This is a genomic window from Cohnella rhizosphaerae (assembly GCF_029525575.1).
Classification (GTDB): domain Bacteria; phylum Bacillota; class Bacilli; order Paenibacillales; family Paenibacillaceae; genus Cohnella; species Cohnella rhizosphaerae.
In genome coordinates, this window is record NZ_JAPDIA010000002.1 from 209,168 (window position 1) to 233,429 (window position 24,262).

Here is a 24,262-nt window from a genome sequence, read left to right on the forward strand (position 1 = left end):
GCTTCCCGATCCCGTCAATCGTGGCGCTTGCCGGCCTTGTACGGGTTGCCGATCGGAATGAACAAGTCGATGATCCCGATCACGAGCGCCGCGAGCAGCGCGCCCAGGATCGATGCGGAGACGCCTCCGACGACGAACTGCGCCAGCCAGATGACGAGCGCGCTGCACAGAAAGCCGACGATTCCGCGCCCGAAGGGGGTCACGTTTTTACCGAAAATCGCCTCGATGATCCAACCGAGAATCGCGATCACGAGCGCAAGCATGAGGGCGCTCCAGAAGCCGCCGACCGAAAAATGAGGAACCAGGTATCCGACGATCATCAGCACGATCGCCGACACGATAAAGCGTACGACGTGTCCCAAGAAATGCATGGCTTGATTACCTCCCGTTGTGGGCTGTGTCCGGCAGTGCCGCCGGCGTTAAAGGTATTGTATCCACTTTGACCGCCGGTTATAACGGAGGCGTAATGCAAGCGCAGCCGCCATCGGATATAATGGAGGGCGAGAGGAGTTGTCGCAACGCCGTGAACGACAAGGCGCTATATACATTGGAATACCATAAGATCGGCGAGCGGCTGCGCGAGCTCGGGGGAGACCTCGCTCGGCAAGGAGCAGGCGTCGCTCATCCGTCCGTCCTCCGATCTGCGCGAAGTGAACAGAGGACTCGACACGACGGCCGAAGCCGTGCGCGCGATGGACGTCAAGGGCGCCCCGCCGTTCGGCGGCATCACCGACGTTCGCCCTGCGCTCGGGCGGGCGAAGCTCGGGGCCATGCTGCTCCCGTCCGAGCTCATCGACGTCGCGCAGTTCATCATGGGCTCGAGACGCGTCCGCAAATACGTCGGCGCCGTATCCGAGGAAGCCGACATTCCCCTGCTTGAGGATCTATGCGAACCGCTCATCGACGCCAAGCAGCAGGAGGACGAGATTCGCCGCTGCATCGACGAGCAGGGCGACGTCATGGACGCCGCGAGCGCCGAGCTGGCCGCGATACGCAGAGAGATCCGCACGAACGAGGGACGCGCCCGGGAGAAGCTCGAGGGCATGATTCGCTCGACATCGGTGCAGAAGATGCTGCAGGACGCGCTGATCACGATGCGCGGAGACCGGTACGTCATCCCGGTGAAGGCCGAGTACCGGTCCAATTTCGGCGGCATCGTGCACGACCAGTCGGGCAGCGGCGCCACGCTTTTCATCGAGCCGGAGGCCGTCCTTCAGATCAACAACAAGCTCCGCGAGCTCAAGCTCCGCGAGACGCGCGAGATCGAGCGCATCCTGCGCCAGCTGTCCGAGAGCGTCGGGGTCAAGGCCGAGCTGCTGATCGGCGACGCCGAGGCGCTCGGCTACATCGATTCGATCTTCGCCAGGGCGAAGCTGGCGGACCGGATGCAGGCGACCAAGCCCCAGATGAACGGCGAAGGGCGTCTGCGGCTCAAGCGGGCACGGCATCCGCTCATCGACCCCAAAAAGGTCGTGCCGACCGATATCGAGCTCGACGACACCCACTCGGCGATCATCGTCACGGGTCCGAATACGGGCGGCAAGACCGTGTCGCTGAAGACGGTCGGGCTGCTCAGCCTGATGGCGATGTCCGGCCTGTTCGTGCCTGCGGACGAGGGCACGATCCTGTGCGTCTTCGACGGCATCTATGCCGATATCGGCGACGAGCAAAGCATCGAGCAGAGCCTGAGCACGTTTTCCAGCCATATGACGAATCTGATCGGCATGCTCGGCCAGGTGACGAGCCGCAGCCTCGTCCTGCTCGACGAGCTGGGCGCGGGTACCGATCCGGCGGAAGGCTCGGCGCTCGCGATCGCCATTCTCGAGCATCTGCACCGGCTTCGCTGCCGGCTGCTTGCCACGACCCACTACAGCGAGCTGAAGGCGTACGCGTACAATCGCGAAGGCATCATGAACGCCAGCATGGAGTTCGACGTCGCGACGCTTAGTCCCACCTACCGGCTGCTCGTCGGCGTGCCGGGCCGAAGCAACGCCTTCGCGATCGCGGAGCGGCTTGGCCTGCCCCGGTCGATCATCGACCGCGCGCGCGGCGAGGTGTCGGACGACGAGCTCAAGGTCGATACGATGATCGCTTCGCTCGAGCGGGACCGCCGGACGGCCGAATCCGAGCGCCAGCTGGCGGAACGGATCAAGCGCGAAGCCGAGGAGCTGCGCCTGAAGCTCGAGGAGGACCGCGCGAAGCTTCAGGAGCAGCGGGTCAAGCTGCTGGAGGACGCGCGCGAGGAAGCCCGGCTTCAAGTGGCGAAGGCCCGGCGCGAAGCCGAGGAGATCATCGGCGACCTGCGCAAGCTCGCGCTTGAAGAAGCGGCGAGCGTCAAGGAGCACAAGCTGATCGAAGCCCGCCGCAGGCTGGACGACGCCGTGCCGGCGCCGGTCGCGAAGCCGCGCCCGGCCGCATCCAAGAGCGCGAAGCTCGGGCCGGGCGACGAAGTCAAGGTATATAGCCTGGGCGGCCAAAAAGGACATATCGTCGAACTGTCCGGCAGCGATGCTTTCGTCCAGCTCGGCATCATGAAGATGAAAGTGCCGTTGGCCGATCTTGAGCCGGTCAAGGCGACGAAGGACGCGGCCGCCAAGAAGACGCAGCCCGTCGCGTCGGGCGCGACCGTGAAGCGGGCGGCATCGGACCAGATTCGAACGGAGCTCGATCTCCGGGGCGCCACGCTCGACGAGGCGATCATCGAGACGGACCGCTTCCTCGACGAGTCGTTCCTTTCGAACCTGCACCAGATTTACATCATTCACGGCAAAGGAACGGGAGCGCTGCGCACGGGCATTCAGGAATTCCTGCGCAGGCACAAGCACGTGAAAAGCTACAGGCTCGGCAATTATGGCGAGGGCGGCGCCGGCGTTACCGTGGCGGAGCTGAACTAGCGTTAGGAGCGTTCCGCATGAATGAGCCAAGCAGCATCGACCGACTGCTGTCCCATCCGGCTGTCGCGATCCCGGCGTATTTTTCCGTCGGCATCCTGATGCTGATCATCTGCCTGTACTGCTTCGAGCGGGTGACCAAGTACGAGTGCTGGCAAGAGATCCGCAGAGGCAACATCGCGGTCGCGATGGCGACCGGCGGCAAAATATTCGGAATCTGCAACATATTCCGGTTTTCCATTCAATCGAAGGACAGCATCTACGAGAGCATGCTGTGGGCGGGCGGCGGATTCCTGCTCCTGCTCGCCGCGTATCTGCTGTTCGAGTTCGTCACGCCGGTTTTCCGGATCGACGAAGAGATCGGCAAGGACAATCGCGCGGTGGGCCTTATCTCTCTGCTGCTGTCGGTGTCGTTGTCCTACATTATCGGCGCGGCGGTGACGCTGGATTGACGGCGGCCGCCGCAGGAGGTTGCGTATGAAGTATTTATGGGGAACGCTGTTCGCGCTTGCGGCCCTGTTTTTTATTCTTGGCATCGTCTATATGGTGAGGGAGGGTTAAGCCTTGGCTGCCAACGTGATCATTTGCCCCTGGTGTCAATCGGAGATTATTCAGGAGCCGGGGGAGGAGCCCGACAAGTTCTGTCCCGTCTGCGACAACGAGCTAAGCGGTTACCGCACGCTCAGCATCGGACTCGGGGACGAGGAGCCTTCCGAAGATGAGGAAGAATCGGAAGACGATGCGCTTTACGGACGCCGTGGCATCGGGGATCTGTCCGAAGATCTGGAAGGGCTTGACTTGGACCGCGACGACGACCTGCGTAGCAAGGACGAAGCGCTGCTCCGTTACGAGGACACGGTCGAAGCGATCTTGGACGAGCAGGAGTTCGTGCCCGAATGCCCGCAATGCCGGGAATACATGATAGAGACGGGGACACAGGTCGTACAAACGGCCTCCTTCGTGCCCAAGCGGCCGGAGCGGCTGCACGGCGGGGCAATCCTTGAGGCGCCGTTCTCGATGACGCTCTATATGTGTCCTTCATGCTTTACGATGTCGTACGCGCTGTCCGAAGAGGACCGTACCCGCATCGGAGAGCGTCTCAGCCAAGAACCCGAAGCCGACCGAAAGTGAGAATGTCCACATGAAGAAACTGGTTTATCAAAGCGTTACGGAAATGATCGGCGATACGCCGGCCGTTCGGTTGAATCGTCTGACCGGTCCGGGGGACGCCGAGGTGCTCGTCAAGCTCGAGCGCTTTAACCCGAGCGGCAGCGTCAAGGACCGGGCGGCAAGCTCGCTGATCGAGGATGCCGAGACTAGAGGCCTGATCGGTCCCGGGTCGCTCATCGTCGAGCCGACAAGCGGCAATACGGGCATCGGTCTCGCCATGAACGCGGCGGCCAGAGGTTACCGTCTCATCCTCGTCATGCCCGACAATATGTCCAAGGAGCGGATCGACCTGCTGAAGGCCTACGGCGCCGAGGTCGTGCTGACGCCGGCGTCCCAGCGCATGCCCGGCGCGATCCGGGAAGCGCGTTCGATCGCGGCCGCCACGCCCGGTAGCTTTATGCCCAACCAGTTCGACAATGCGGCCAATCCCGACGTTCACCGGCGAACGACGGCGCTTGAAATTCTGGAGCAGACGGACGGCCGGCTTGACGCGTTCGTGGCCACGGCGGGAACGGGAGGCACGATTACCGGCACGGGCGAAACGCTGAAGGAACGGCTGCCGAATATTTACGTGGCCGTCGTAGAGCCTGCCGGTTCGCCCGTGCTGTCTGGCGGCGTGCCCGGTCCGCACAAGCTCGTCGGCACGAGCCCCGGCTTCGTGCCGTCCATCCTGAACACGGACGTCTACGACGAGATCGTACAGGTGACGGACGAAGACGCGATCGGGACGATGAAGCGGCTGGCGCGCGAGGAAGGCATATTGGCGGGTCCCTCGTCCGGCGCTTCGGTATGGGCCGCGCTGCAGCTGGCACGCAAGCTCGGCGTCGGCAAGCGCGTGCTCTGCATCGCGCCGGATACGGGCGAGCGGTATTTGTCGATGGATTTGTTTTAAGATCCGCCTCAAGAACCGCTTACTCAAAAGCGAAGGTCGTTTCGTTTATGCCGTGCCAACGGCTGCGGTGCGATCTTTAACGAGCTGTCCCCATTTCGTGAAATGACGGGGCGGCTTTTTTGCTTTGTCGGCTGCTTCTCGACTTGTTAAACCGCGCTCAGGTACGTGGATTGCGGGTTTGTGCGGGTAGCGCGCACCAGAATAACGCAAATTTGAGCGATATAGAGTTCCGCGTGAGTGGCGGGCGAGCTGTCGAGAGATGTGAGCGCGAGAATAGCGCAAATTTGAGCGATATAGAGTTCCGCGTGTGTGGCGGGCGAGCTGTCGGGGGGATGTGTGCACGAGAATAACGCAAATTTGAGCTATATAGAGTTCCGCGTGTGTGGTGGGCGAGCTGTCGGGGGGATGTGCGCACGAGAATAACGCAAATTTGAGCTATATAGAGTTCCGCGTGTGTGGTGGGCGAGCTGTCGAGGGCCTCTGTGTGGTGCCGTGGTCCCGCTTAAGCAGCGCCGAACAACGTCTCGTCAAACCGAAAGTTGGCGCGATTCCGTCGAGTGGTTCCATATTGAGCTTATTCGTGCCGAATGGCGGAGAGAGTCCGCTATGAGACTCCGTGCCAAGACTCTGCGTACCCGCCGCGCGATCTCGCTTTTTTCGGGCATACTTCCGTACAATGTCGCCGCATCGCGGATAAGCGACCAAGGCCGGCAGCATACTATGTCCCGATTGTCCAATTACAGGAGGGATCGTCATGCTTCAACCGATCACCGGCAAAGAACTCGAGTACATCGCGGATTCGATGTCCAACGAGGACCTGCTCATCAAGCAATGCGCGGCCGCTGCCGCGTCATGCTCGAATCAGCAAATCAAGCAGGTGCTGGACCATCAGGCGCAGGTGCACACGCAGCATTACCAGACGCTGATGTCGCTGCTCCAGCAGCATCAGCCGCTCGCTCCGACGCAGCCCCAAGCCTAATATCGCATCCGAAAGGGAGGCCACACTTTTATGGCGCCAGCAAACCAATTTCTGCCCGACGAAGACTTGGCATATACCGTGCTCGCGGATCTAAAACGCGTGACGCGCGAATACGCGACGGCGGCTACCGAATCGGTCTGTCCGACGGTTCGCCAGCAATTTACACAACTATTGAACGTGACGCTGCAGATGCAGGGCGAATTGTTCAACGCGATGCAATCGGCCAACATGTACAACGCCTCTTCGCCTACGCTGAAGCAGGAGATCGACAAAAACCTGAAGTCGTATCAGGACACCCAAACGAAGACGCAGCAATTCGTGCAGCAAATCAAGCAAAGCACGATTCCGGCCTGGCAGCAATCGCAGCAAAACGTCCAGCAGCAAATGCAGCAGCACTGAGCCTAAAGCATGCCCCAGGCATCAACCTCCCCCGGACGGCAGTACCCGGCGGGAGGTTTTTTTGTAAGGGGATGACATTGAATTTTCTTTTCACGGGGCCTGTATTTGATGTAATATGAAAGTTATTCAGGAGGGATCCCCATGAACGAATTCAAGCTGAAGATTCTGGATCTGCTCAAGGAAGACGCGAGATTGTCCGCTTCGACCATCGCTACGATGCTTGGGGCGGACGAAGCCGAAGTGTCTGCCGCCATCGCGGAGATGGAGCGGGACCATGTGATCGTGAAGTATGCGACGGTCGTCAATTGGAGCAAGGTCGACGACGAGAAGGTGACGGCGCTTATACAGGTCGAATGCACGCCGGAGCGCGGCCGCGGGTTCGAGAGCATCGCGGAACGCATTTACCTGTATCCCGAGGTCAAATCGGTATACCTCATGTCCGGCGCTTACGACTTGCAAGTGGAGATCGAAGGCAAGACGCTGAGGGAAGTCGCTTCGTTCGTCTCCAACAAGCTGTCCACCATCGAATCCGTCATTGCGACCAAGACCTTTTTCATTCTCAAAAAATATAAACAGGACGGCATCATCTTCGAGGAGTTCGAGGACGATCAACGCCTGCTCGTTTCTCCTTGACGCATTAAGGGGGCGAGTATTTCGAAAAGGACGGTTGTCCAATGATTACGAACCAACAGACGCGCGGCAAGGATGCTACGGGCGGGATGAGTCGCTATTTGTCCGCCGGCGCGCGCGCCATCCCGCCATCCGGCATCCGCAGGTTTTTCGATCTGGTCAGCGCCAGCAAGGACGGCAGCATCATCTCGCTGGGCGTAGGCGAACCCGACTTCGTGACGCCTTGGCACATTCGCGACGCGGCCGTTTACTCGCTCGAAAAGGGTAAAACGCAGTATACGTCCAACGCGGGCATGCTGGAGCTGCGGGAAGAGATTGCGGCGTATCTGAACAAACAGTTCAATTTGCAATACGAGCCGGGCAACGAGGTGCTCGTGACGATCGGCGGCAGCGAAGCGATCGACCTCGCGATCCGGGCGCTCGTCGAGCCCGGGGACGAGGTGCTGATTCCCGAGCCGTGCTACGTTCCGTACAGTCCGATCACCTCGCTAGGCGGCGGCGTTCCCGTCGGCATCGAGACGTTCGCCAAGGACGGCTTCCGGCTGACGGAGGAGAGCATGCGCGCGGCGATCACGCCGCGATCCAAGCTTCTGATCCTGTCCTATCCGAGCAATCCGACCGGCGCGATCATGAGCTACGAAGACATGCTGCCGATCGCGAAGCTCGTCGAGGAGCACGACCTGATCGTCGTCTCCGACGAGATTTACGCCGAGCTCACGTACGGTTCGAAGCACGTGAGCTTCGCTTCCTTGCCCGGCATGAAAGACCGCACGATACTGGTGAGCGGCTTTTCCAAGGCGTTCGCCATGACGGGCTGGCGCATGGGCTACGCTTGCGGCCATCCCGAATTGATCGGCGCGATGCTTAAGATTCATCAGTATGCCGTCATGTGCGCGCCGATCATGGGGCAGGTCGCCGCGCTCGAAGCGCTCAAGAACGGCATGGAAGAAATGTACCGCATGGTCGAATCCTACAACCAAAGACGGAGACTCGTCGTTCAGGGCTTCAGGGAGATCGGTCTGGACTGCCACGAGCCGCAAGGCGCGTTTTACGTTTTCCCGTCGATCGCGTCGACCGGCCTTTCCTCCGAAGAATTTTCCATGCGGCTCGTGCGCGACGCGAAGGTCGCGGCCGTGCCCGGACATGTGTTCGGCAGCGGGGGAGAGGGCTTTATCCGGTGCTCGTACGCCTCCTCCGTCGCCCAGTTGACCGAGGCGCTGGAGCGGATCGGACAGTTCGTTCGGCAGCTAAAATAGCGGAAATGGAAAAAGGTTGTTATTTTTTCTAAAGTTCTGCTATAATTACCCTTGTTTTGCAGACTTGCCCGTAGCTGCGGAGAGGGGGAAAACGATGGCGACAGTAAGCAATCATTCTTTGGATTCGGGTCAGCCCGCGACCTGGGCGTCGGCCAAGAATGCCTACAGTGAAGTCGGCGCGCCTCCCTCTTATAACGATCGAAGCCTCATCGAAGAAATCGACCTGCTCAGGCGTCGCATGACGGAAACTTTCCTGAAGGAGGACTCCTTCACCGCGGAGCCCGTCATGGAGATCAGCCGCATGCTCGACGTGAAGATCAACGAATACATGAGACTCAGCTATCATACCCGTTAAGTCCGGAGCCTCGCTCCGGGCTTTTTAATTATGGTGCGCGCCTAGCCCAAATCGAAAGGTAATGCTGTACAGCGCCTCTTTGGCCAGGAATACGCCACAGACTCGACGGGTAAAGCTGTACAGCGTCTCTTCGGCCCGGAATACGCCACAGACTCGACGGGTAAAGCTGTACAGCGTCTCTTTGGCCCGGAATACGCCACAGACTCGATAAGTAACGCTGTACAACAGGAGCGGCGGCGTCCCATCGCCTCGCTGGCTTCACTTGCTAATCTACGATGACGTTAAGCGGCAAGGTAAGCGTGAGAGGCAAATGAGAACTGCGGGAGTAACCGAAGGTAGTCCGAGCGAAGATATCGGAATCAAATGGACTCAGATGACGCTATTTCTTTAAAAAACGGTGCAATTGCATCGTTTCGGACTGGAGAGTCGTTATTCGCCCGGATCCAGGCTAAAAAAAGATCTCCAATCCCGCAATAGGGGCTCCTGGGTCCGCAAGCGGGCCGCAAAGCGCGATCGGAACAAAAATAACGGCTCCTCAGTCAGTCAGTCAGTCAGTCAGTCCGCTGCGTGCCATTGCGCTAACAAAGGCCACAAGCAAGCGGCTTTTTTTTATTTGTAAGAGGGCCCGCAGGGCGCGCCGTTTTTCAAGTCCCCCCGCGATTGTGCTATAGTTAGGCTAGATATTTTTGCGCCTGGGAGGTGACGGGGTATGCTCCTGTTGGTAACCGGCGGCACGGGTTCGGGCAAGTCCGCTTATGCCAGGCGATTGGCGGAGTCGCTGGGCAGGGAGGCGATCGGCTTCACATGTCCCGCGTGGCCGTCGCCCGGCGCCTGTCCGACGGAAGACGCGGTCGCCGCTTCCGGCGCGACTGCGTCCGGGACGCTTGCCGATGCGAAGCAGGCAGCAGGACGGCGGGGATTCGCGTGGACGCAGCTGCCGGCGGACGACGCCTGCGCGCAGGCGCTGATACGCGTCAATCTGGACTCGAATCCTTATCGGGCCGAGCGAAGGGCGTTGGTGCTCGACAGTCTGTCGGGCTGGCTTCGGCACCGGGTGCTCCAGATCGATCCTCGCGAAGGGAACGAAGGGCAAGCTGCTGCCGCGACGGGCGAACTGCTCGGCGCGCTGCTCGAATTCGAGGGCGTCGTCATCGTCGTGACCGAGGAGGCGGCGGCCGGGCTGGTTCCGGATCCGCGCGAGCGAACCTATATGAGGCTGCTGGCCGAGTCCAACCGGCGACTGGCCGCGGCTTCGCATACGATCTACCGACTGTCGTTCGGGATCGCCGAAGCGATTCGGGGCGAACGGATCTGATGGGGAGGACAGGGCGATGAAGCTTTATACAAGAACAGGCGACAAAGGAACGACCACGGTCATCGGCGGCAAAGTAAACAAGGACGACGAGCGGGTGGAGGCTTTCGGAACGATCGACGAATTGAATGCGTTCGTCGGACAAGCGGCGGCCATCGCGAGAACGGCGGCTGCAGCGGATGCCGCGACCGAAGCGGCGGAAACCGTTCGCGCTTTCGAAGCCCGCCTGCGCGAGGAGCTGACCGTCATCCAGCATGAGCTGTTCGACTGCGGCTCGGATCTTTCCTACGCCGCGCCGGCGCCGGAGCAACTGAAGGTCGGGGCCGCGCTGGCGGAGCGGCTCGAAGTCTGGATCGATCGCCATGAAGCGGGCAATCCGCCGATCGCGAGATTTATCCTGCCCGGCGGGACGGCGACGGCCGCGGCGCTGCACGTCTGCCGCACCGTCTGCCGCAGGGCGGAGCGCGCGGTCGTGACTTTGGCGGCAACGGGCAGGCCGTGTCCGCCCGAAGTCGCGAAGTATCTGAACCGGCTGTCGGACTACTTTTTTGCGGCGGCGCGCGCCGCCAACGCCAAAGCGGGCGTGCAGGACGTCGAATACGAACGGGGGAGCGGCGGTGTTCGGCCGCATCGGCAAGGAGCTATAGCAACGATGGAATGGGAACGCACGGAAGGATATTACAAGCCGCTCGTGCACGTCGCGGACGAGCGGGACGAAGGCCGTATGCTGCGCGACGTGCTGCGGAGCAGGATCGGCATTTCGCGGCGGCTGTGGACGAAGCTCAAGGCTTCGGAGGAAGGCGTGACCGTCAACGGGAACGCGGTTTTTTCCAGTTTTATTTTATCGGCGGGCGACATCGTGGCGCTGCGCATGGCGGAAGAGTCATCGGACGATATTCTGCCGCAGCCGATGGCGCTCGATATCGTCCACGAGGACGACGACCTGCTCGTGCTGAACAAGCCGGCGGGCGTCATCGTCCACCCGACGACCGGCCATTACGCGAACACGCTGGCGAACGGCGTCGTGCACTATTGGCGCGAACGCGGCGAGCGATGCCGGTTCAGGCCGGTCAATCGGCTGGACGAGGATACGTCCGGCCTCGTGATCGTCGCCAAGCACCCGTACGCGCAGCAGCAGCTGTCCGCGCAGATGACGGCGGGCACGGTGCTCAAGCAGTATCGCGCCTATGCCTATGGCCGCCCGCCCGCCGACGAGGGCGAAGTGAACGCGCCGATCGGCCGCGTGCCCGAGGATCCGCACAGGCGGGCCGTCCGGGAGGACGGTCAGCCTTCGCTTACGTTTTATTCGTTGTCCGAGTCGTATCCATGCGGCGCGAGCGCGCTGGACATCCGGCTCGGCACGGGACGGACGCACCAGATACGCGTACATATGGGCGCGATCGGATGCCCGCTTGTCGGAGACGCGTACTACGCCGATCCGGCATGGATGCGCACGCCGCTCGCAGCCGCGCTCTCCGGCGCGATCGGCAGGCAGGCGCTTCACGCGGCGCAGCTCGCCTTCCGGCATCCGGTGACGGGCGCCGAGACGAAGCTGGAGGCGCCGCTGCCCGCGGATCTGCGCGAGCTGGAGCGCGTTCTGCGGGAGCTCCCGCCGCGTCTGGACGCGCGATGAACATGCATCTATTGAATCTGGAGGAAAGCAGTCATGTCTAAAAAGTTGACCGTCTATCAATACCCGTCCTGCGACACCTGCCGCAAAGCGATCAAGACGCTGCAAGGCGAGGGACACGAGCTGGAGCTTATTCATATCAAGGAGTCTCCGCCTTCGGTGGACGAGCTCCGCATGCTGGTTGCGGCCAGCGGCCTTCCGATCGGGAAATGGTTCAACACGGCCGGCGACGCTTACCGTTCGATGGGCTTGAAGGATCGCATGGCGCAGCTGTCCGACGACGAGAAGCTGACGCTGCTCGCCGGCAACGGCATGCTGATCAAGCGCCCGGTCGTCTCCGACGGACAAAAGGCGACCGTAGGATACCGCGAAGAGGAGCTGAAGCGTGCCTATGCCGAATGACGGCCGGGAGCATGAAACGAAGCTCGACGATCGAAGATCCGCGAACGGCGAACAGGATAGACTGACGAGTCTGGCCGACGGTGCGGACTCGGGCCGTCCTCAAGCCCATTCGACCGGCTCCGGCTTGCCGCCTCCCAAACCGATCGATCCGAACGCACCGCCCGTGTCGCCGACGAACGGCGACGCGGAACGAATCGGCGGGCCCGAGGACGAGGGCGGCAAGCGCAAGGGAGGCGGGGGCACGTGGACGGCGCTGGGCGCCGTGCTGGCTTTTTTGCTGGGCAAGGGCAAGGCCGCGCTGCTGCTGTTCCTGAAGTTCGGCAAGCCGCTCATCTCGATGGCGATCACGGTCGGCGCATACGCCCTACTTTATCCCTGGTCGTTCGCGTTCGGGTTGGTGGCGCTCATTTTCGTGCACGAGATGGGACATGTGTGGGTCGCCAAGCGAAAAGGACTGCCGGTAACGGCGCCGCTATTCATCCCTTTCCTCGGCGCCGCGATCATGATGAAGCGCAATCCGAAGGACGCGGCGACCGAGGCGGATATCGCGCTCGGCGGACCTTATTTGGGCACGGCCGCGGCTTTCGTTTGTTACGGCATCGGCGTCTACACGGACAGCGCCGTTTGGCACATGCTGGCGTACGTCGGCTTTTTCCTCAACTTGTTTAATCTCGTGCCTGTCCGTCCGCTCGACGGCGGCAGAATCGCGTCGGCCGTGAACCGCTGGATCTGGCTCGCGGGCGTCGTGATCGGACCTTTCGTCATCTGGTACACGCATAGCGTTATTTTTATTCTGATCTGGGTATGGTTCCTGTTCACGACCTATCGGAAGTTCAAGGCGAAGCGCGGCGAAGGGCCGGTTCACTTCGCCGAGGGCGTCTATCGGGCCAAGGCGGACCCCGCCCTGCCGGAGTGGTATTACCGCGGCGCCCATCATCTGCGGGAGCTGCCCTACACGGCCTACTGCAAGCTGGATGGCCAGCATGTCGTCGAGTTCGAATGGGAGGCGCTGTCCTTCAAGGGCGAGCTGCCGATCGACCAGGCGATCCTCGTACGGCGCGTCTATGCCCATCAGCTCGAGGGACCGGACGAAGAGCAGAACCTGACCCTGAAGGTCCGGGTCGAGGGCAATGTCTACGAGCCGGACAATTATTACGAAGTGAAGAGCCGCGACAGATGGCGGATCGGAGGCTTGTACGTCGGTCTTATCGTCGTACTCGTTTATATGATGTGGGTCATTCAAGAAGCAGGCTGGACGAACCCGGCGCAATAACGCTGCCGGTTCGTGCGCGCGAATAGGAAGGAAGCTGCAGGCGATGAATGGGCAAGCATGGAGAGCGGATCGACTGGATCGCTTGGGTTCGGCTATATTTTCGGAGGTGGCCGGCTGGAAGGCCGCGGCCCGCTTGGCGGGGCTGGACGTCATTCAGCTCGATATCGGCAGCCCGGACAGACCTCCGGCGCTGGGGATACGCGAGCGGCTGGCGGCGGCAAGCCTGCGGCCCGAGCTGTACCGCTATCCGGGTACGGACGGCAGCTCCGCTTTTCGCATCAAGGTCGCGGCGTGGTTCAAGCACCGGTTCCGCGTCGCGCTTGATCCTGAGCGGGAGGTACTCTCGCTCATGGGGACGCAGGACGGTCTCGCCCATCTGGCGCTGGCCGTGACGAATCCCGGGGATGCGGCGCTGCTGCCCGACCCGGGCTATCCCGTCTATCAGGCCGGCCTGGCCGTGGCCGGGGTGGAGACCGTGCCGCTGCCGCTGACGGCGGAGCGCGGCTACCTGCCCGACTTCGACGCCGTCCCTGACGAAGTCTGGGCGAAGGTGAAGTTCATGCTCCTCAGCTATCCGAGCAATCCGACGGCAGCGGTCGCGGACCTGTCGTTTTTCGAGCAGGCGGTCGCCGTCGCGAGACGCCGCGGCGTGCTGCTCGTGCACGACAACGCCTACAGCGAGATGGCGTACGACGGCTTCAAGCCGCCGAGCGTGCTGGAGGTGCCGGGAGCCAAGGACATCGCGATCGAATTTCACTCGCTCTCCAAGTCGTTTCATCTGGCGGGCGCGCGCATCGGCTTCGCGGTCGGCAATCCCGAGGCGCTGGACAGCCTTCGGGCGTTGAAGAACAATATCGACTTCGGCGTATTTCTCGCCGTGCAGGAAGCGGCCGTCGAAGCGCTCGAGTTGGATATGAACGCGCCGGACCCCGTCGCGCCCGAATACGAGCGTCGCCGGGACGCCTTCGTCTCGGCGATGGCCGAGGCGGGCTGGCCGATTCCGGCGCCGCGCGGCTCGATGTTCGCCTGGGCGCCCGTGCCGGCAGGCTGGCGCTCGCGCGCGCTCGCGAAGGCGATGCTCGCGCATGCCGGCGTCGCGGTCATCCCCGGCGACGCGTTCGGCGCGCTGGGCGAGGGCTACGTGCGCTTCGCGCTCGTCGAGCCGGAGGAGCGGCTGCGCGAGGCGGCCGGACGCATCGGGCGTTTTTTGCGGGAGCACGTTCCGTCCGAAGCCGAAGCCGAAGCCGAAGCCGAAGCCGAAGCCGAAGCCGAATCCCGCTAATCCGGCCGTGCCGGTTGGATCGTTCAACGACCGAGCCGAATCCGCGCGGTATGCTATAATAGAACGATAGTTTATAGCGCGGGGGGGATCGAAGGATGAGCTTCAACGGGCAAAGAGTGCTGCTGGTCGACGGCATGGCGATTTTATTCAGAGCTTATTTCGCGACCGCTTATAGCGGATATATCCGCAAGACGAAGGCCGGACTGCCGACCAACGCGGTACACGGCTTCATCCAATATTTTTTCGACGCGGTCAAGACGTTCCGGCCGACGCATGTCGTCTGCTGCTGGGACATGGGAAGCTCGACGTTCAGGACGGAGCAGTTCAGCGCCTACAAGGGCAACCGTCCGGAGCCGCCGCTCGAGCTCATTCCGCAGTTCGACCTGGTCAAGGAGGTCGTCGCGGAGATGGGCGTGCCGAACGTGGGCATGCGCGGCTTCGAGGCGGACGACTGCATCGGCACGCTCGCCGCGGCGCTCAGCGCGGACGCCGAGGTGTACGTGCTGACCGGGGATCATGACCTGCTGCAGCTCGTCTCGGACCGCGTGAAGGTCGTCATCATGAAAAAAGGCAAGCTGAATTATGCCGTATACGACCTGGAGACGCTGATGTCGGATCGGGGTCTGACGCCGGCGCAGATCATCGATCTGAAGGCGTTCATGGGAGATACGAGCGACAACTATCCGGGCGTGCCCGGAATCGGCGAGAAGACGGCGCAGAAGCTGCTTCAAGAATACGGCTCCGTCGAAGGCGTGCTCGACAATCTCGAAAAGTTAGCCAAAGGCGTTCGCGCGAAGATCGAAGCGAATCTCGACCTGCTGCATTTGTCCCGCGAGCTGGCTACGATCAAACTGGATGCGCCTGTCGCCTGTTCGCTCGAGCAATGCATCTGGGCGATCAGGCATGAAGCGGCCGCCCGCAAGTTTGCGGAGCTGGAGTTCGGCGGGCTTGCGAGGCTGCTCGGCTTGGCCGAGGCCGCGGCGGGAGCAGAGCTCGTGCCGGCAGCCTCCGAGGCGGAGGATCCGTTCGCGGAGCCGGAAGTTTTGCAGGCGGAGCTGACATTCGCCGAAGCGGACGCAAAGCTCGTATAGGGAAACACGAATCGCCGGGAGAAACGTTCCGGCGTTTTTATTTTTTTCAGCAGCTTTAGTTCAGATTCTGAATGGTGCTTCCCGAGTGAAAGGAACCTCGCAGCCTGACATGCTCGTAAGGCAACACGGGGTTTGCGATTCTGCGGAGCATCAGCTCCGCGGCACGCTCGCCGGCTTCGCGCACAAGCAGGAGCGGCCGCGACATATTCGGGAAATCGGCGCTTTCTTCGTTTTCCATGCCCACGACGGAAAGATCGCGAGGGATGGTTAAGTTAAGCCTGGCCGCGGCCGCGGCAATCCATTCGGCCATATACGGAACGGCGCTGATGACGGCCGTGAAGCGTCCGCTTGCGACCTTTTCGCACAGCCGGTCCAACCAGGCATTCCGATCGGTGGCCTGTTCGGTCATATGCAAGGAAGGGTCCGCCAGTTCGTGGAGCCCCAATCTATGCGCCGCAGTGACAAAAGCTTTCCAGCGCAGGTGAAATCCTCTGATCGGCGCTATATCCACCGCATACAAAATTTTACGGTGCCCATGACGATAGAGCTCTTCCATCGACCGTTGAACGGCATATTCGACATCCCAAATCACGCTGTCGACTTCCGCCAGATCCGGCGGGTAATTGAGCAGTACCTTCGGCAGGGGCAGTTTGAGCAGGTCGTTTTCCATCCATTCCGGAATGGCAGCGGTCATAAACAGTCCGTCCGCGAAAAAAAGCTCGTGATCGTTCAGCCATGCCTCGAGCTTGGCCCCTTGCGTAATCGCAGGAGGGACGGAGAGGGGAAAAGGGAGTGCCCCAGCTCGTTCAACCGAATCCTTACGCCTTCCAATTGCAGGCGATGAAACCGCGTATCGCCGATGACGAGCATGGCAAAGCGGCGGTACCTGGTATATCCCCATGGAATCCGCTCGGCGGACATGCCTACCTCCTGATCTTTGGTCCGGTAACCAAGCGCCTTGGCGCGACTCGCGACGAGTCTCCGGGTCGTCTCGGACATGCCGGGCAACCCGCGCAGCGCCTTCGACACCGTATGGACGGTAAGGCCGAGATCATCGGCGATCGTCTGCAAGGTGATCTGTTTTTTTCTCGCCAAAGCCTCGCCTCCCTATTGCACGCAACGATTATTGTAACAAAAATGAAACTATCTATTAAGCGCTTTCTTTCCTAAAATGAAGTCGTTCATTTGATTCCGGAGAGAAAGTTGGGATAAAGATGCATGCTTATCGACAAAGCAAACGGGCAATCGCCGCGCTGTGCGCGGTGCTGCTCCTTATATCGCTGCTGCCGGTTCGTACGGCTGGGGCAGAAGCAGCGGTCACGCACGTCCTGTCCGCAGCGCTGAAGGGAGACGCCTCGGATTGGGCATATGTCGAGCAGCCCGTCACAGGGATTACGACGAATACCGATTACTCGTTCGGCGTGTGGATCAAAGGCAGCGGCATCGTCACGATCAAAGCTTCCGCGAACGGAACGACGCTTGCTTACAAGCGCGCAGCCGCCTCTACGGACTGGACTTATGAGAGCGTTTCCTTTAATTCGGGCGCCAAGTCCGGAACGGTCACGTTCTCGATCGTCGACAGCGCGGCAACCGCTTTTCCGCAAAGCGAGACGGCCGGCCAGATGTACTTGAACGACGCCTACTTCGGACTGGCCGCGTCCGGCCCGAATTTGCTTCAGAATGGCGGCTTCGAAGACGGCTTGGGCGGATGGAACAAATACGTTAAAAACGTGTTTGCCGTGGTGGAGGAGGCCGATTCGCCGGCAGAGCCGCCTGTCGACACGACCGTATATTCGGGGAAATACGCGCTTCAGGCGAACCTGCTCGGCCAGGCATCGAATTGGGCCTATCTGACGCAGCAGATCGGCGGGATCGTGTCGGGCAATGTGTACGAGATGGGAGTGTGGGTGAAGGGCAGCGGTGCGGCTACCTTCAAAATCTCCAAGGGCTCCGGCTCGTCGACCGCGGTCAAATTCGTAAGACAGCTGGCGACGGGAGATTGGACCTACTGGACGGCGGACTACACGGCCACCTCGAATGACAATCTGTATTTGTCCGTTTACGACAGCGCGGCGGCCTCGGGCTCGGGAATTACGCAGGCGCAGGCTGCCGGGACGATGTATATGGACGATCTTTTTTTTCGGCGTGAAAGGAACGGCGGCCAACCTGGCGCAAAATCCCGGCTTCGAGTCGGGTCTGACGGGCTGGACGGTGGCAAACACCGGCTCGCCGGCCGTCTTCTCCGTGATGGAGGGGGGTCGCTGAAAACGGACCGGGCAATCCGACGCCTACGCCAACCGGGACCGCGACCCCGACCGCGACGGCAACGCCAACGCCAACGCCAACGCCAACCGCGAGCCCGACGCCTTCGCCGACCCCGACGACGGATCCGGACAATCCGGACAATATTCATAGCGGCAACCGGTCGATGCAGGCCGTTACGCTAGGGAAGAAGTCGGGCTGGAAAACGGTCACGCAGCAGGTCGGCGGCATTGTCCCGAACACCGATTACACGTTTGGCGCGTGGATCAAGGGCAGCGGCGCCGTCACGATCAAGACGGCAACGAACAGCGGCGAGAATCTGCAGTTTATCCGGCCCAAAGCGACGAATACATGGACTTACGTATCGGCTTCCTTTAATTCCGGCACGTTTTCGGGAACCGTCGTATTCACGATCTCGGATAGCGCGGGCAGCGCCCTGCCTGAAGCGGAGGCCGCGGGGACGATGTATGTGGACGACGTGTTTTTCGGAATGACAGGAGAAACGAATCTGCTGCTCAATGGCGGCTTCGAGGAGCAGCTTAAGTTTTGGGGAGGCGACAAAGGAACGGTCTTCACGCGTTATCCGAACCGCTCGGACAATCCGCCCGCCCAGCAATACGAAGGGATCGACAACCTTGGCGTCTATGTCTGGGACCGCAATCCGGAAGGCGTGACGGACTTCGGCGATTGGATCGGCAGATCCCCGTATTTGGCGGAGGATTTTCTGGAGCAGAATACATGGTCCGATCTGGAGGGCGGGGTCCGTCTGGCGCCATGGAAGGATTCGCCGTACGCCGGCAAGATGCTTTGGGCGGCCTATCCGTTCCCGAAGTCCGGCGGGAGCCTGGCTGAAGCGGCAAGCGGCGCATACAACGACCACTACAGAGCCCTGGGCGAAAATCTGATCGCAAACGGCATGGCAAAAGCCACCATCCGCTTCGGTCATGAGTTTAACGGCGGCTGGTATATCTGGTCGATCGGCAATGCCAACGATCCGAATCATTTGCAGAAGGCGCAGGATTTCGCGGAGGCCTTCCGTCAGTTCGTCACGACCCTTCGAAGCATCGAAGGCCAGGCGTTCAAGTTCGTGTGGAACCCTTCCACCTCCGTCTGGGGCGTCGATCTGGAAGCCGCTTTCCCGGGCAGAGACTATGCGGACTTCGTCGGGATCGACCATTACGATCAGTCCTGGGCACAAAATAACGGTACATCGATCTACGGATCTGCTTATCAGAACGCCGATCCTGCAGAGCGGCTACGCAGACAACAGATTGCCTGGAATGCGGAGGTCAACGACGGCAATTGGGGGCTGAACATGATCGCGCAGTTCGCCGAGGATCAAGGCGTTCCGCTGGCGATCTGCGAATGGGGTCTGGCTGCTAGAGCGGACGGTATGGGCGGCGCCGACAATCCGTATTTCATCGAGAAAATGCATGAGTGGATCGAAAACAATAATGTCGCATGGCACGTTTACTTCAACGTTTCGGCGGACGACGGGGATCACGATCTTTACGATACGGTGGCGTTCCCGCTGGCATCCGCGAAGTTTAGCGAACTCTGGGACCCGAACGGCGCGCCCGACACGTCGCCTGCGATCGAACCTGCCGATATACCGGGTATTGGCGCGCAATATGTCAAGGTCGAAGGAGAAGATGGCATCCTGACGGGAAGCGCGAACCGCTACCATGGCGATCCGTGGGCTTCCGGCGGCGAATTCGCCGTCATGTACAAATCGGTCAATGCGCTCACCTTTACTAACGTCAACAAGGCGGACGGCGGACTGGCGATCGTCTATCAGGGCTGGGAAAGCGATCAGAAAGCCTCGCTCTATGTCAACGGCGTTCTGGTTAAGCCCAACATCCCGTTTCCGCAGCACGGTCGCTCTTGGTCGAACAGCTACGGCTATGTCGTCCTGAACGACGTACAAATTCCGGCGGGGGCGACAGTGAAGCTGCAGATCAATCCGAGCGACGAACTGAATAACTACGGAAGCCTGAAGATCGACTATCTCCTGCTGCTTGGCGCGACGGGCGCGTATGTGCCCGGAGATGCGAGCGATATTACGGATGTCAACGATTCGGTAAGCGTGCCTTCGCGAACCTCTTACTCGCATAGCGGGACATGGGCGCTGGCCGCCAATGTCAAAGGGACGGGCGATACGAACGGATCGAGCTATAATACAAAGCCGACGTTGACGGCAGGCAAGAGCTACACGTTCGGGGCGTGGATCAAGGGCTCGGGAAAAATGGCGCTGGTCATCCAGAATACGTCGAACTGGGCGGAGGTGCTGGTGAAGCCGTTCCAGGCGACCGGGCAGTGGCAGTACGTAGCTGCGACTTATACGCCCGCTGCGACGGGCGCCTACAACATCAAGCTTGGCGATCGGGACACAAGCGGCAGTATGGGCCGGATTTATATCGACGACGTGAAGCTGGCAGGGACGGAAGATGGCGTCGCGGTCATCGACGACAATTTTGAAGATGGCGGCGTCAAGTGGTGGCATCCGGCCAATTATTTCGTCATGACCGATTTCTCGCAAAATACGGGCGGCTCCGATGCGCACAGCGGCAAGTGGGCGATGAAGGTCGCCTCGTCGGCGGCGGCGCAGGATCAGGAGACGACGCTTGACGCGCAGTTGAAGCTGAAGGCCGGGGTCGCGTATACGTTCAAGCTTTGGTTGAAAGGGACGGGAGACTTGAAGGTGCGGCTGCAAAACGGGCAGAACGGCCAACTGATTGCCGACGAGCCCTTCTCGGCCGCCGGGGAGTGGCGGGAGTACGCCTTTACGGTCACGCCTGCTGAATCGTCGAGCTATTCGTTGAAGCTTTTCTCCGACGGAACAAACAATGCGCTATATGTGGACGATCTGCTTCTCTATGCAAGCGGGCAAAACAATCTGCTGCCCAACAGCGATTTTGAGCTGGGGCAGGCAGGCTGGCTGGAGAACGGCACGTTCTCGGTGACAGACGCTTCCGAGGTAGCGTTCGATCAGGGACTGCTGGACGGCCTCGATAATCTGTCGAAGGCCAAGGAGACCGGCAACCTGACGATCGACGGCACGAATGCAGGCTGGTACGGCGAAGACCCGGCAAGAGCCGTTAGACAAACGGACGGCGAAGGCTACCTGGTTTATGAGCTGCCAGCGGGCATCCGCTCGATATCCGTCGCGATGTATGAGCCGGCGGGTGCGGATGGCGCAAGCGTGACTGCTTCCGTCTCAGACGGGAACGGCTTCGAGGCGCTTGCGCTGACCAAGGACCGGTATCCCAACGCGGCCAAGGCCGACATGCCGCTGACCGTGTACGGAAGCTACGATATTCCCGAGGGCAAGACGCTAATCAGGGTTACGCTGCCGGATCGGAGCGGCGGGCAGCTGTCGGAGGTGGCGCTGAACGTCACCGCCGCGCCGGTGACGGCGAACCCGGGGGCGGGAGAGATAACCGCGGGGCAGTCCGTCACCCTAGCGACAGCGGAAGCGGACGGGACGATTTATTATCGGTTCGCGAGCAGCCCGGACAAGATGCGCTACATAGGTCCGATTGCGATGGCGCACTCGGGTTCGATCGCCGCCTGGACGGAAAAGGACGGCAAGCGCAAAAGCATCGTCAGGACGTTCTCCTATGTGAATGCGGACGAGGTTCTGGTGGATGCATACGGGCAGATCCGCGGCGCCGAATTTACGGGAAAGGTGCACGGCGAATCCGAGTTCGAACAGGCGGCGATCGCTGACGAGTCGTTCCGCGAAGGGCTGTCCGCGCCTTCGGACCGGGACGAATACGGAGGGCTTTCGGGGGAGCCGGGCCGACTACCAGTTGTCGAAGACCGGTTATTTTCACACGGAAAAGCTGAACGGCAAATCGGTCATGGTCGATCCGCTCGGCAATCTGTACTTTAACCTAGCCGTCAACGGAACGGGTTACGTGGATGAGACTTTTACCGTCGTTGCGGGACGGGAAAATGTATATGAATGGCTGCCGGCCAAAACCGGCCAGTTCCAAACCGCTTATGACGGGAACGGCAATTTCTCCTTTTATGTGGCAAATCTGATCCGTCAAACAGGTCAACCATTTAAACAGGCCGACTATTCCGAGCGTAGCGTCGAATTCGTGAAATCGCTCGGATTCAACGGTCTCGGCGCCTGGTCCAAAGCCAGCGGCATGCCATATGTCGCTTGGCTGCCCATGCCGAATCTGAAAATCGGAGACAGCGGACTATTCGATATCTTCCATCCGGATATGGCGGCGCAAATGGATGCCGGATTTCAAGCGCTGTCCGCCAATCGGGACGATCATTTGCTGATCGGATATATGTTCGGCAACGAGCTGCCCTACAACAAGCTGAGAAGCGCCGTACCGGCGGCAAGCGCGGCGACCGGCAGCAAAGTAAAATTGGTCGACATGCTGGAGGAACAATACGGCACGATCGAACAATTCAATGCAGCCTGGGCGATGAACGCAGCCAGCTTCGAAGCGCTCAAGCGTCTGTCTTTTACCGTCAAAACCGGACCGGCCGCGGCGGATATGGACCGCTTCACCGGCTTGTATCTGGATGAGCTGTATAAGCAGGTGGCCTACTATACCAAAAAGTACGATCCGAACCATCTGGCGATGGGAGACCGCTGGCTGGCCGGCGTGATGAACGACAGCAAGCTGCGCGAAGCGCTCGCCGCGAATGCCGGCAAGTATATGGATGTGTTGACGTACAACTACTACACCTACGATCCGAATCTGAGCATGATCGAGCGTCTCTACGAACTCGCCGGCGGAAAGCCGTTTATCATGACGGAATTTCACTACGGCGATCCGACGTCCGGACTGACCTTTGCAGCGAGAATGGCGGAGGATGAACACGAGAAAGGCATGATGTACAGCAATTATGTGGAGCAGGCTGCGGCATCGGGTTACATTGTAGGGACCAACTGGTTTTCTTATCTGGATCAGGCGCCTACGGGAAGATGGTTCGAAGGGCTGAACGGCGAAGCGGGCGCAATTGGTTTATTGAACGTCGTCAATCGGCCGTACAAGGATTTTCTGCAATCGGTATCCGCTACGAACGCCAAAATCTACGACGTTATGCTGGGCAGCGTCCAGCCGTACGACCATACGTTTAAGCCGAGCCAGGTCGAACGCACGTCGGATAAAGAGCTGCACGTCGCCAAAACGACGAATGCGCCGATTATCGGCGATTTTACCTCGGACTGGGGCGATGCGGCGACGGCGAATCTGACGGACGTCGACCTCGTGCTCGGCGTCATGAAAACAGGGATCGGCGGCCAAATGAGCCTGACTTGGGACGATGAAGCTTTCTACTTGAACGCGCATATCGACGATCCGACGCCGATGCAAAGCCCGAACGTGATCAAAGGGATGACGGTGCCTGCAGCCAAAGCGTATTTGTGGGCCGGAGATGCGATCGAGCTGTTTTTCGGACCGGAGCATGTCAATGAAGGCGGCTCGATGCAGTTCAACGACAGTCAGATACTGCTGGCGGCGGCCCCCGACGCGGACGGCAGCATCCAGACGGCCTTTTATTGGGCCGGATACCGTGCGGATGAACAGCCGGCCGTCGAGATGGCGGCCAAGCTGAATGACGACGGCCTGGGATACACGTTGCAAGCCAAAATCAAATTCGCCGATATCGGCGTCGCAAACCCGTCGGACGGCACGGCGATTCGCTATGACATGGGCTTCGACGAAGGCGGACCGAAAGGACGCGAACGGCAGTTTTACTGGAATGGCGTCGACGGGAACTCGGCCAACAGGGAGAAGTGGGGCACGATGATCCTGAAAGACGCGTCGGAGCCGCCCGCCGATTCGGCTGCGGGGGCGCCTGGCAAACCGGTTCTTTCCAGCAATAACGGCTACGATAACGGACTTCAGGACGGCAGCTACGAGATCGGCATGAACATGTGGTGGGGGAACAACGGGACCGCGTATAAGCTGTACGAAAACGATGTGCTGATCGACACCCGTACGTTGAGCGCAAATTCTCCGAATGCGCAGCGCATCGCCACGCCGGTCGCGGGCAAGAAAAACGGCATCTATCGCTACTATGCGGAGCTGACGAATAAGTTCGGGACGACCCGAAGCGACGAATTGACGGTTCAGGTTACGCAAGCTTCCCCGGCTGCGCCGGTTCTGAGCCATAACAACTGGGATCAGGACGGGAATTTCGATATCGGCATGAACATGTGGTGGGGGACGAACGGCACGACCTACAAGCTGTACGAAAACGGGAAGCTTATCGATACGCAAACGCTGGCGGATCATACGCCGAACGCCCAGTCCGCCGTGACCGCCATTCGGGATCGGGCGCCGGGCATTTATCAATACCGATGCGAGCTCATCAACGGCGCGGGCGCAGCCGCCAGTCAGACGATAGAAGTCAAGGTGATTTGATCCGAATCTCGGCATAAAAAATAAAGAGCGGCGAAAGGGG

Annotated in this window: 20 protein-coding genes and 2 pseudogenes; 19 read left to right on the plus strand and 3 right to left on the minus strand. The window is 60.5% G+C overall.

Going from position 1 to position 24,262, the window contains the following annotated elements:
• Positions 1–14 precede the first annotated feature (14 nt).
• A complete protein-coding gene (locus tag OMP40_RS04530) occupies positions 15–371 on the minus strand; it encodes a phage holin family protein (RefSeq protein ID WP_217594804.1) in 357 nt (118 codons plus the stop codon).
• 152 nt (positions 372–523) lie between these two features.
• Here OMP40_RS04530 and OMP40_RS04535 point away from each other — a divergent pair.
• The 16 genes and pseudogenes from OMP40_RS04535 (at position 524) to OMP40_RS04610 (ending at position 15,562) form a co-directional block, all read left to right on the plus strand.
• Positions 524–2,894: pseudogene (locus OMP40_RS04535) on the plus strand (endonuclease MutS2).
• A 17-nt stretch (positions 2,895–2,911) separates the two neighbouring features.
• Positions 2,912–3,343 carry a DUF350 domain-containing protein gene (locus OMP40_RS04540; protein WP_277529510.1) on the plus strand — a complete coding sequence of 144 codons (432 nt, stop codon included), beginning with the start codon at positions 2,912–2,914 and terminating at the stop codon, positions 3,341–3,343.
• Positions 3,344–3,455: 112 nt separating this feature from the next.
• Positions 3,456–4,022, plus strand: a complete 567-nt coding sequence (locus tag OMP40_RS04545; protein WP_277529512.1) for a hypothetical protein — start codon at positions 3,456–3,458, stop codon at positions 4,020–4,022.
• A gap of 10 nt (positions 4,023–4,032) precedes the next feature.
• Positions 4,033–4,953 carry a cysteine synthase A gene (gene cysK / locus OMP40_RS04550; RefSeq protein ID WP_277529513.1) on the plus strand — a complete coding sequence of 307 codons (921 nt, stop codon included), beginning with the start codon at positions 4,033–4,035 and terminating at the stop codon, positions 4,951–4,953.
• Between the two features lie 754 nt (positions 4,954–5,707).
• A complete protein-coding gene (locus tag OMP40_RS04555; protein ID WP_277529515.1) occupies positions 5,708–5,932 on the plus strand; it encodes a hypothetical protein in 225 nt (74 codons plus the stop codon).
• 30 nt (positions 5,933–5,962) lie between these two features.
• Positions 5,963–6,331: a spore coat protein gene (locus tag OMP40_RS04560; protein ID WP_277529517.1), complete on the plus strand. Its 369-nt coding sequence runs from the start codon at positions 5,963–5,965 to the stop codon at positions 6,329–6,331.
• Positions 6,332–6,472: 141 nt separating this feature from the next.
• Entirely contained in the window at positions 6,473–6,964 is a 492-nt protein-coding gene (locus tag OMP40_RS04565) for an Lrp/AsnC family transcriptional regulator (RefSeq protein WP_277529519.1), read from the plus strand.
• 41 nt (positions 6,965–7,005) lie between these two features.
• Positions 7,006–8,217, plus strand: coding sequence for an aminotransferase class I/II-fold pyridoxal phosphate-dependent enzyme (locus tag OMP40_RS04570; protein ID WP_277529520.1), 1,212 nt, complete (start codon positions 7,006–7,008; stop codon positions 8,215–8,217).
• Positions 8,218–8,311: 94 nt separating this feature from the next.
• Positions 8,312–8,572, plus strand: a complete 261-nt coding sequence (locus OMP40_RS04575) for an aspartyl-phosphate phosphatase Spo0E family protein (protein ID WP_277529522.1) — start codon at positions 8,312–8,314, stop codon at positions 8,570–8,572.
• A gap of 709 nt (positions 8,573–9,281) precedes the next feature.
• Positions 9,282–9,887 carry a bifunctional adenosylcobinamide kinase/adenosylcobinamide-phosphate guanylyltransferase gene (locus OMP40_RS04580; RefSeq protein ID WP_277529524.1) on the plus strand — a complete coding sequence of 202 codons (606 nt, stop codon included), beginning with the start codon at positions 9,282–9,284 and terminating at the stop codon, positions 9,885–9,887.
• A gap of 16 nt (positions 9,888–9,903) precedes the next feature.
• Positions 9,904–10,491, plus strand: a pseudogene (locus OMP40_RS41170) (cob(I)yrinic acid a,c-diamide adenosyltransferase); the annotation flags it as partial.
• Positions 10,468–11,517: an RluA family pseudouridine synthase gene (locus OMP40_RS39750; protein WP_420871894.1), complete on the plus strand. Its 1,050-nt coding sequence runs from the start codon at positions 10,468–10,470 to the stop codon at positions 11,515–11,517. The pseudogene OMP40_RS41170 and the gene OMP40_RS39750, both read left to right, overlap by 24 nt.
• Before the next feature lie 33 nt (positions 11,518–11,550).
• A complete protein-coding gene (locus OMP40_RS04595) occupies positions 11,551–11,916 on the plus strand; it encodes an arsenate reductase family protein (protein WP_277529526.1) in 366 nt (121 codons plus the stop codon).
• A complete protein-coding gene (locus tag OMP40_RS04600; protein WP_277529795.1) occupies positions 11,906–13,189 on the plus strand; it encodes a site-2 protease family protein in 1,284 nt (427 codons plus the stop codon). The genes OMP40_RS04595 and OMP40_RS04600 overlap by 11 nt, the downstream gene beginning before the upstream one ends.
• A 43-nt stretch (positions 13,190–13,232) precedes the next feature.
• Positions 13,233–14,471, plus strand: coding sequence for an aminotransferase class I/II-fold pyridoxal phosphate-dependent enzyme (locus tag OMP40_RS04605; protein WP_277529529.1), 1,239 nt, complete (start codon positions 13,233–13,235; stop codon positions 14,469–14,471).
• 95 nt (positions 14,472–14,566) lie between these two features.
• A complete protein-coding gene (locus OMP40_RS04610) occupies positions 14,567–15,562 on the plus strand; it encodes a 5'-3' exonuclease (protein WP_277529531.1) in 996 nt (331 codons plus the stop codon).
• Positions 15,563–15,617: 55 nt separating this feature from the next.
• Here OMP40_RS04610 and OMP40_RS04615 read toward each other — a convergent pair whose 3' ends face one another.
• Positions 15,618–16,256, minus strand: a complete 639-nt coding sequence (locus OMP40_RS04615) for a substrate-binding domain-containing protein (protein WP_277529532.1) — start codon at positions 16,254–16,256, stop codon at positions 15,618–15,620.
• Between the two features lie 35 nt (positions 16,257–16,291).
• Positions 16,292–16,657: a LacI family DNA-binding transcriptional regulator gene (locus OMP40_RS04620; RefSeq protein ID WP_277529534.1), complete on the minus strand. Its 366-nt coding sequence runs from the start codon at positions 16,655–16,657 to the stop codon at positions 16,292–16,294.
• 119 nt (positions 16,658–16,776) lie between these two features.
• Here OMP40_RS04620 and OMP40_RS04625 point away from each other — a divergent pair, with 119 nt between their 5' ends.
• The 3 genes from OMP40_RS04625 to OMP40_RS04635 are packed head-to-tail and all read left to right on the plus strand — an operon-like array spanning position 16,777 to position 24,222.
• The gene (locus OMP40_RS04625) at positions 16,777–18,009 is read left to right on the plus strand and encodes a carbohydrate binding domain-containing protein (protein WP_277529536.1); all 1,233 of its coding nucleotides are present in this window, start codon (positions 16,777–16,779) and stop codon (positions 18,007–18,009) included.
• A complete protein-coding gene (locus OMP40_RS04630; RefSeq protein ID WP_277529539.1) occupies positions 17,991–21,719 on the plus strand; it encodes a carbohydrate binding domain-containing protein in 3,729 nt (1,242 codons plus the stop codon). The genes OMP40_RS04625 and OMP40_RS04630 overlap by 19 nt, the downstream gene beginning before the upstream one ends.
• The gene (locus OMP40_RS04635) at positions 21,637–24,222 is read left to right on the plus strand and encodes a sugar-binding protein (protein WP_277529541.1); all 2,586 of its coding nucleotides are present in this window, start codon (positions 21,637–21,639) and stop codon (positions 24,220–24,222) included. The genes OMP40_RS04630 and OMP40_RS04635 overlap by 83 nt, the downstream gene beginning before the upstream one ends.
• Positions 24,223–24,262: the final 40 nt, after the last annotated feature.

Coding starts and splice junctions, on each gene's coding strand:
- OMP40_RS04560 (WP_277529517.1), top strand. CDS start 5,963: ATGGCGCCAGCAAACCAATTTCTGCCCGACGAAGACTTGGCATATACC.
- OMP40_RS04595 (WP_277529526.1), top strand. CDS start 11,551: ATGTCTAAAAAGTTGACCGTCTATCAATACCCGTCCTGCGACACCTGC.
- OMP40_RS04530 (WP_217594804.1), bottom strand. CDS start 371: ATGCATTTCTTGGGACACGTCGTACGCTTTATCGTGTCGGCGATCGTG.
- OMP40_RS04615 (WP_277529532.1), bottom strand. CDS start 16,256: ATGACCGCTGCCATTCCGGAATGGATGGAAAACGACCTGCTCAAACTG.
- OMP40_RS04555 (WP_277529515.1), top strand. CDS start 5,708: ATGCTTCAACCGATCACCGGCAAAGAACTCGAGTACATCGCGGATTCG.
- OMP40_RS04575 (WP_277529522.1), top strand. CDS start 8,312: ATGGCGACAGTAAGCAATCATTCTTTGGATTCGGGTCAGCCCGCGACC.
- OMP40_RS04605 (WP_277529529.1), top strand. CDS start 13,233: ATGAATGGGCAAGCATGGAGAGCGGATCGACTGGATCGCTTGGGTTCG.
- OMP40_RS04625 (WP_277529536.1), top strand. CDS start 16,777: ATGCATGCTTATCGACAAAGCAAACGGGCAATCGCCGCGCTGTGCGCG.
- OMP40_RS04630 (WP_277529539.1), top strand. CDS start 17,991: ATGCAGGCCGTTACGCTAGGGAAGAAGTCGGGCTGGAAAACGGTCACG.
- OMP40_RS04540 (WP_277529510.1), top strand. CDS start 2,912: ATGAATGAGCCAAGCAGCATCGACCGACTGCTGTCCCATCCGGCTGTC.
- OMP40_RS04600 (WP_277529795.1), top strand. CDS start 11,906: ATGCCGAATGACGGCCGGGAGCATGAAACGAAGCTCGACGATCGAAGA.
- OMP40_RS04565 (WP_277529519.1), top strand. CDS start 6,473: ATGAACGAATTCAAGCTGAAGATTCTGGATCTGCTCAAGGAAGACGCG.
- OMP40_RS04610 (WP_277529531.1), top strand. CDS start 14,567: ATGAGCTTCAACGGGCAAAGAGTGCTGCTGGTCGACGGCATGGCGATT.
- cysK (WP_277529513.1), top strand. CDS start 4,033: ATGAAGAAACTGGTTTATCAAAGCGTTACGGAAATGATCGGCGATACG.
- OMP40_RS04570 (WP_277529520.1), top strand. CDS start 7,006: ATGATTACGAACCAACAGACGCGCGGCAAGGATGCTACGGGCGGGATG.
- OMP40_RS04580 (WP_277529524.1), top strand. CDS start 9,282: ATGCTCCTGTTGGTAACCGGCGGCACGGGTTCGGGCAAGTCCGCTTAT.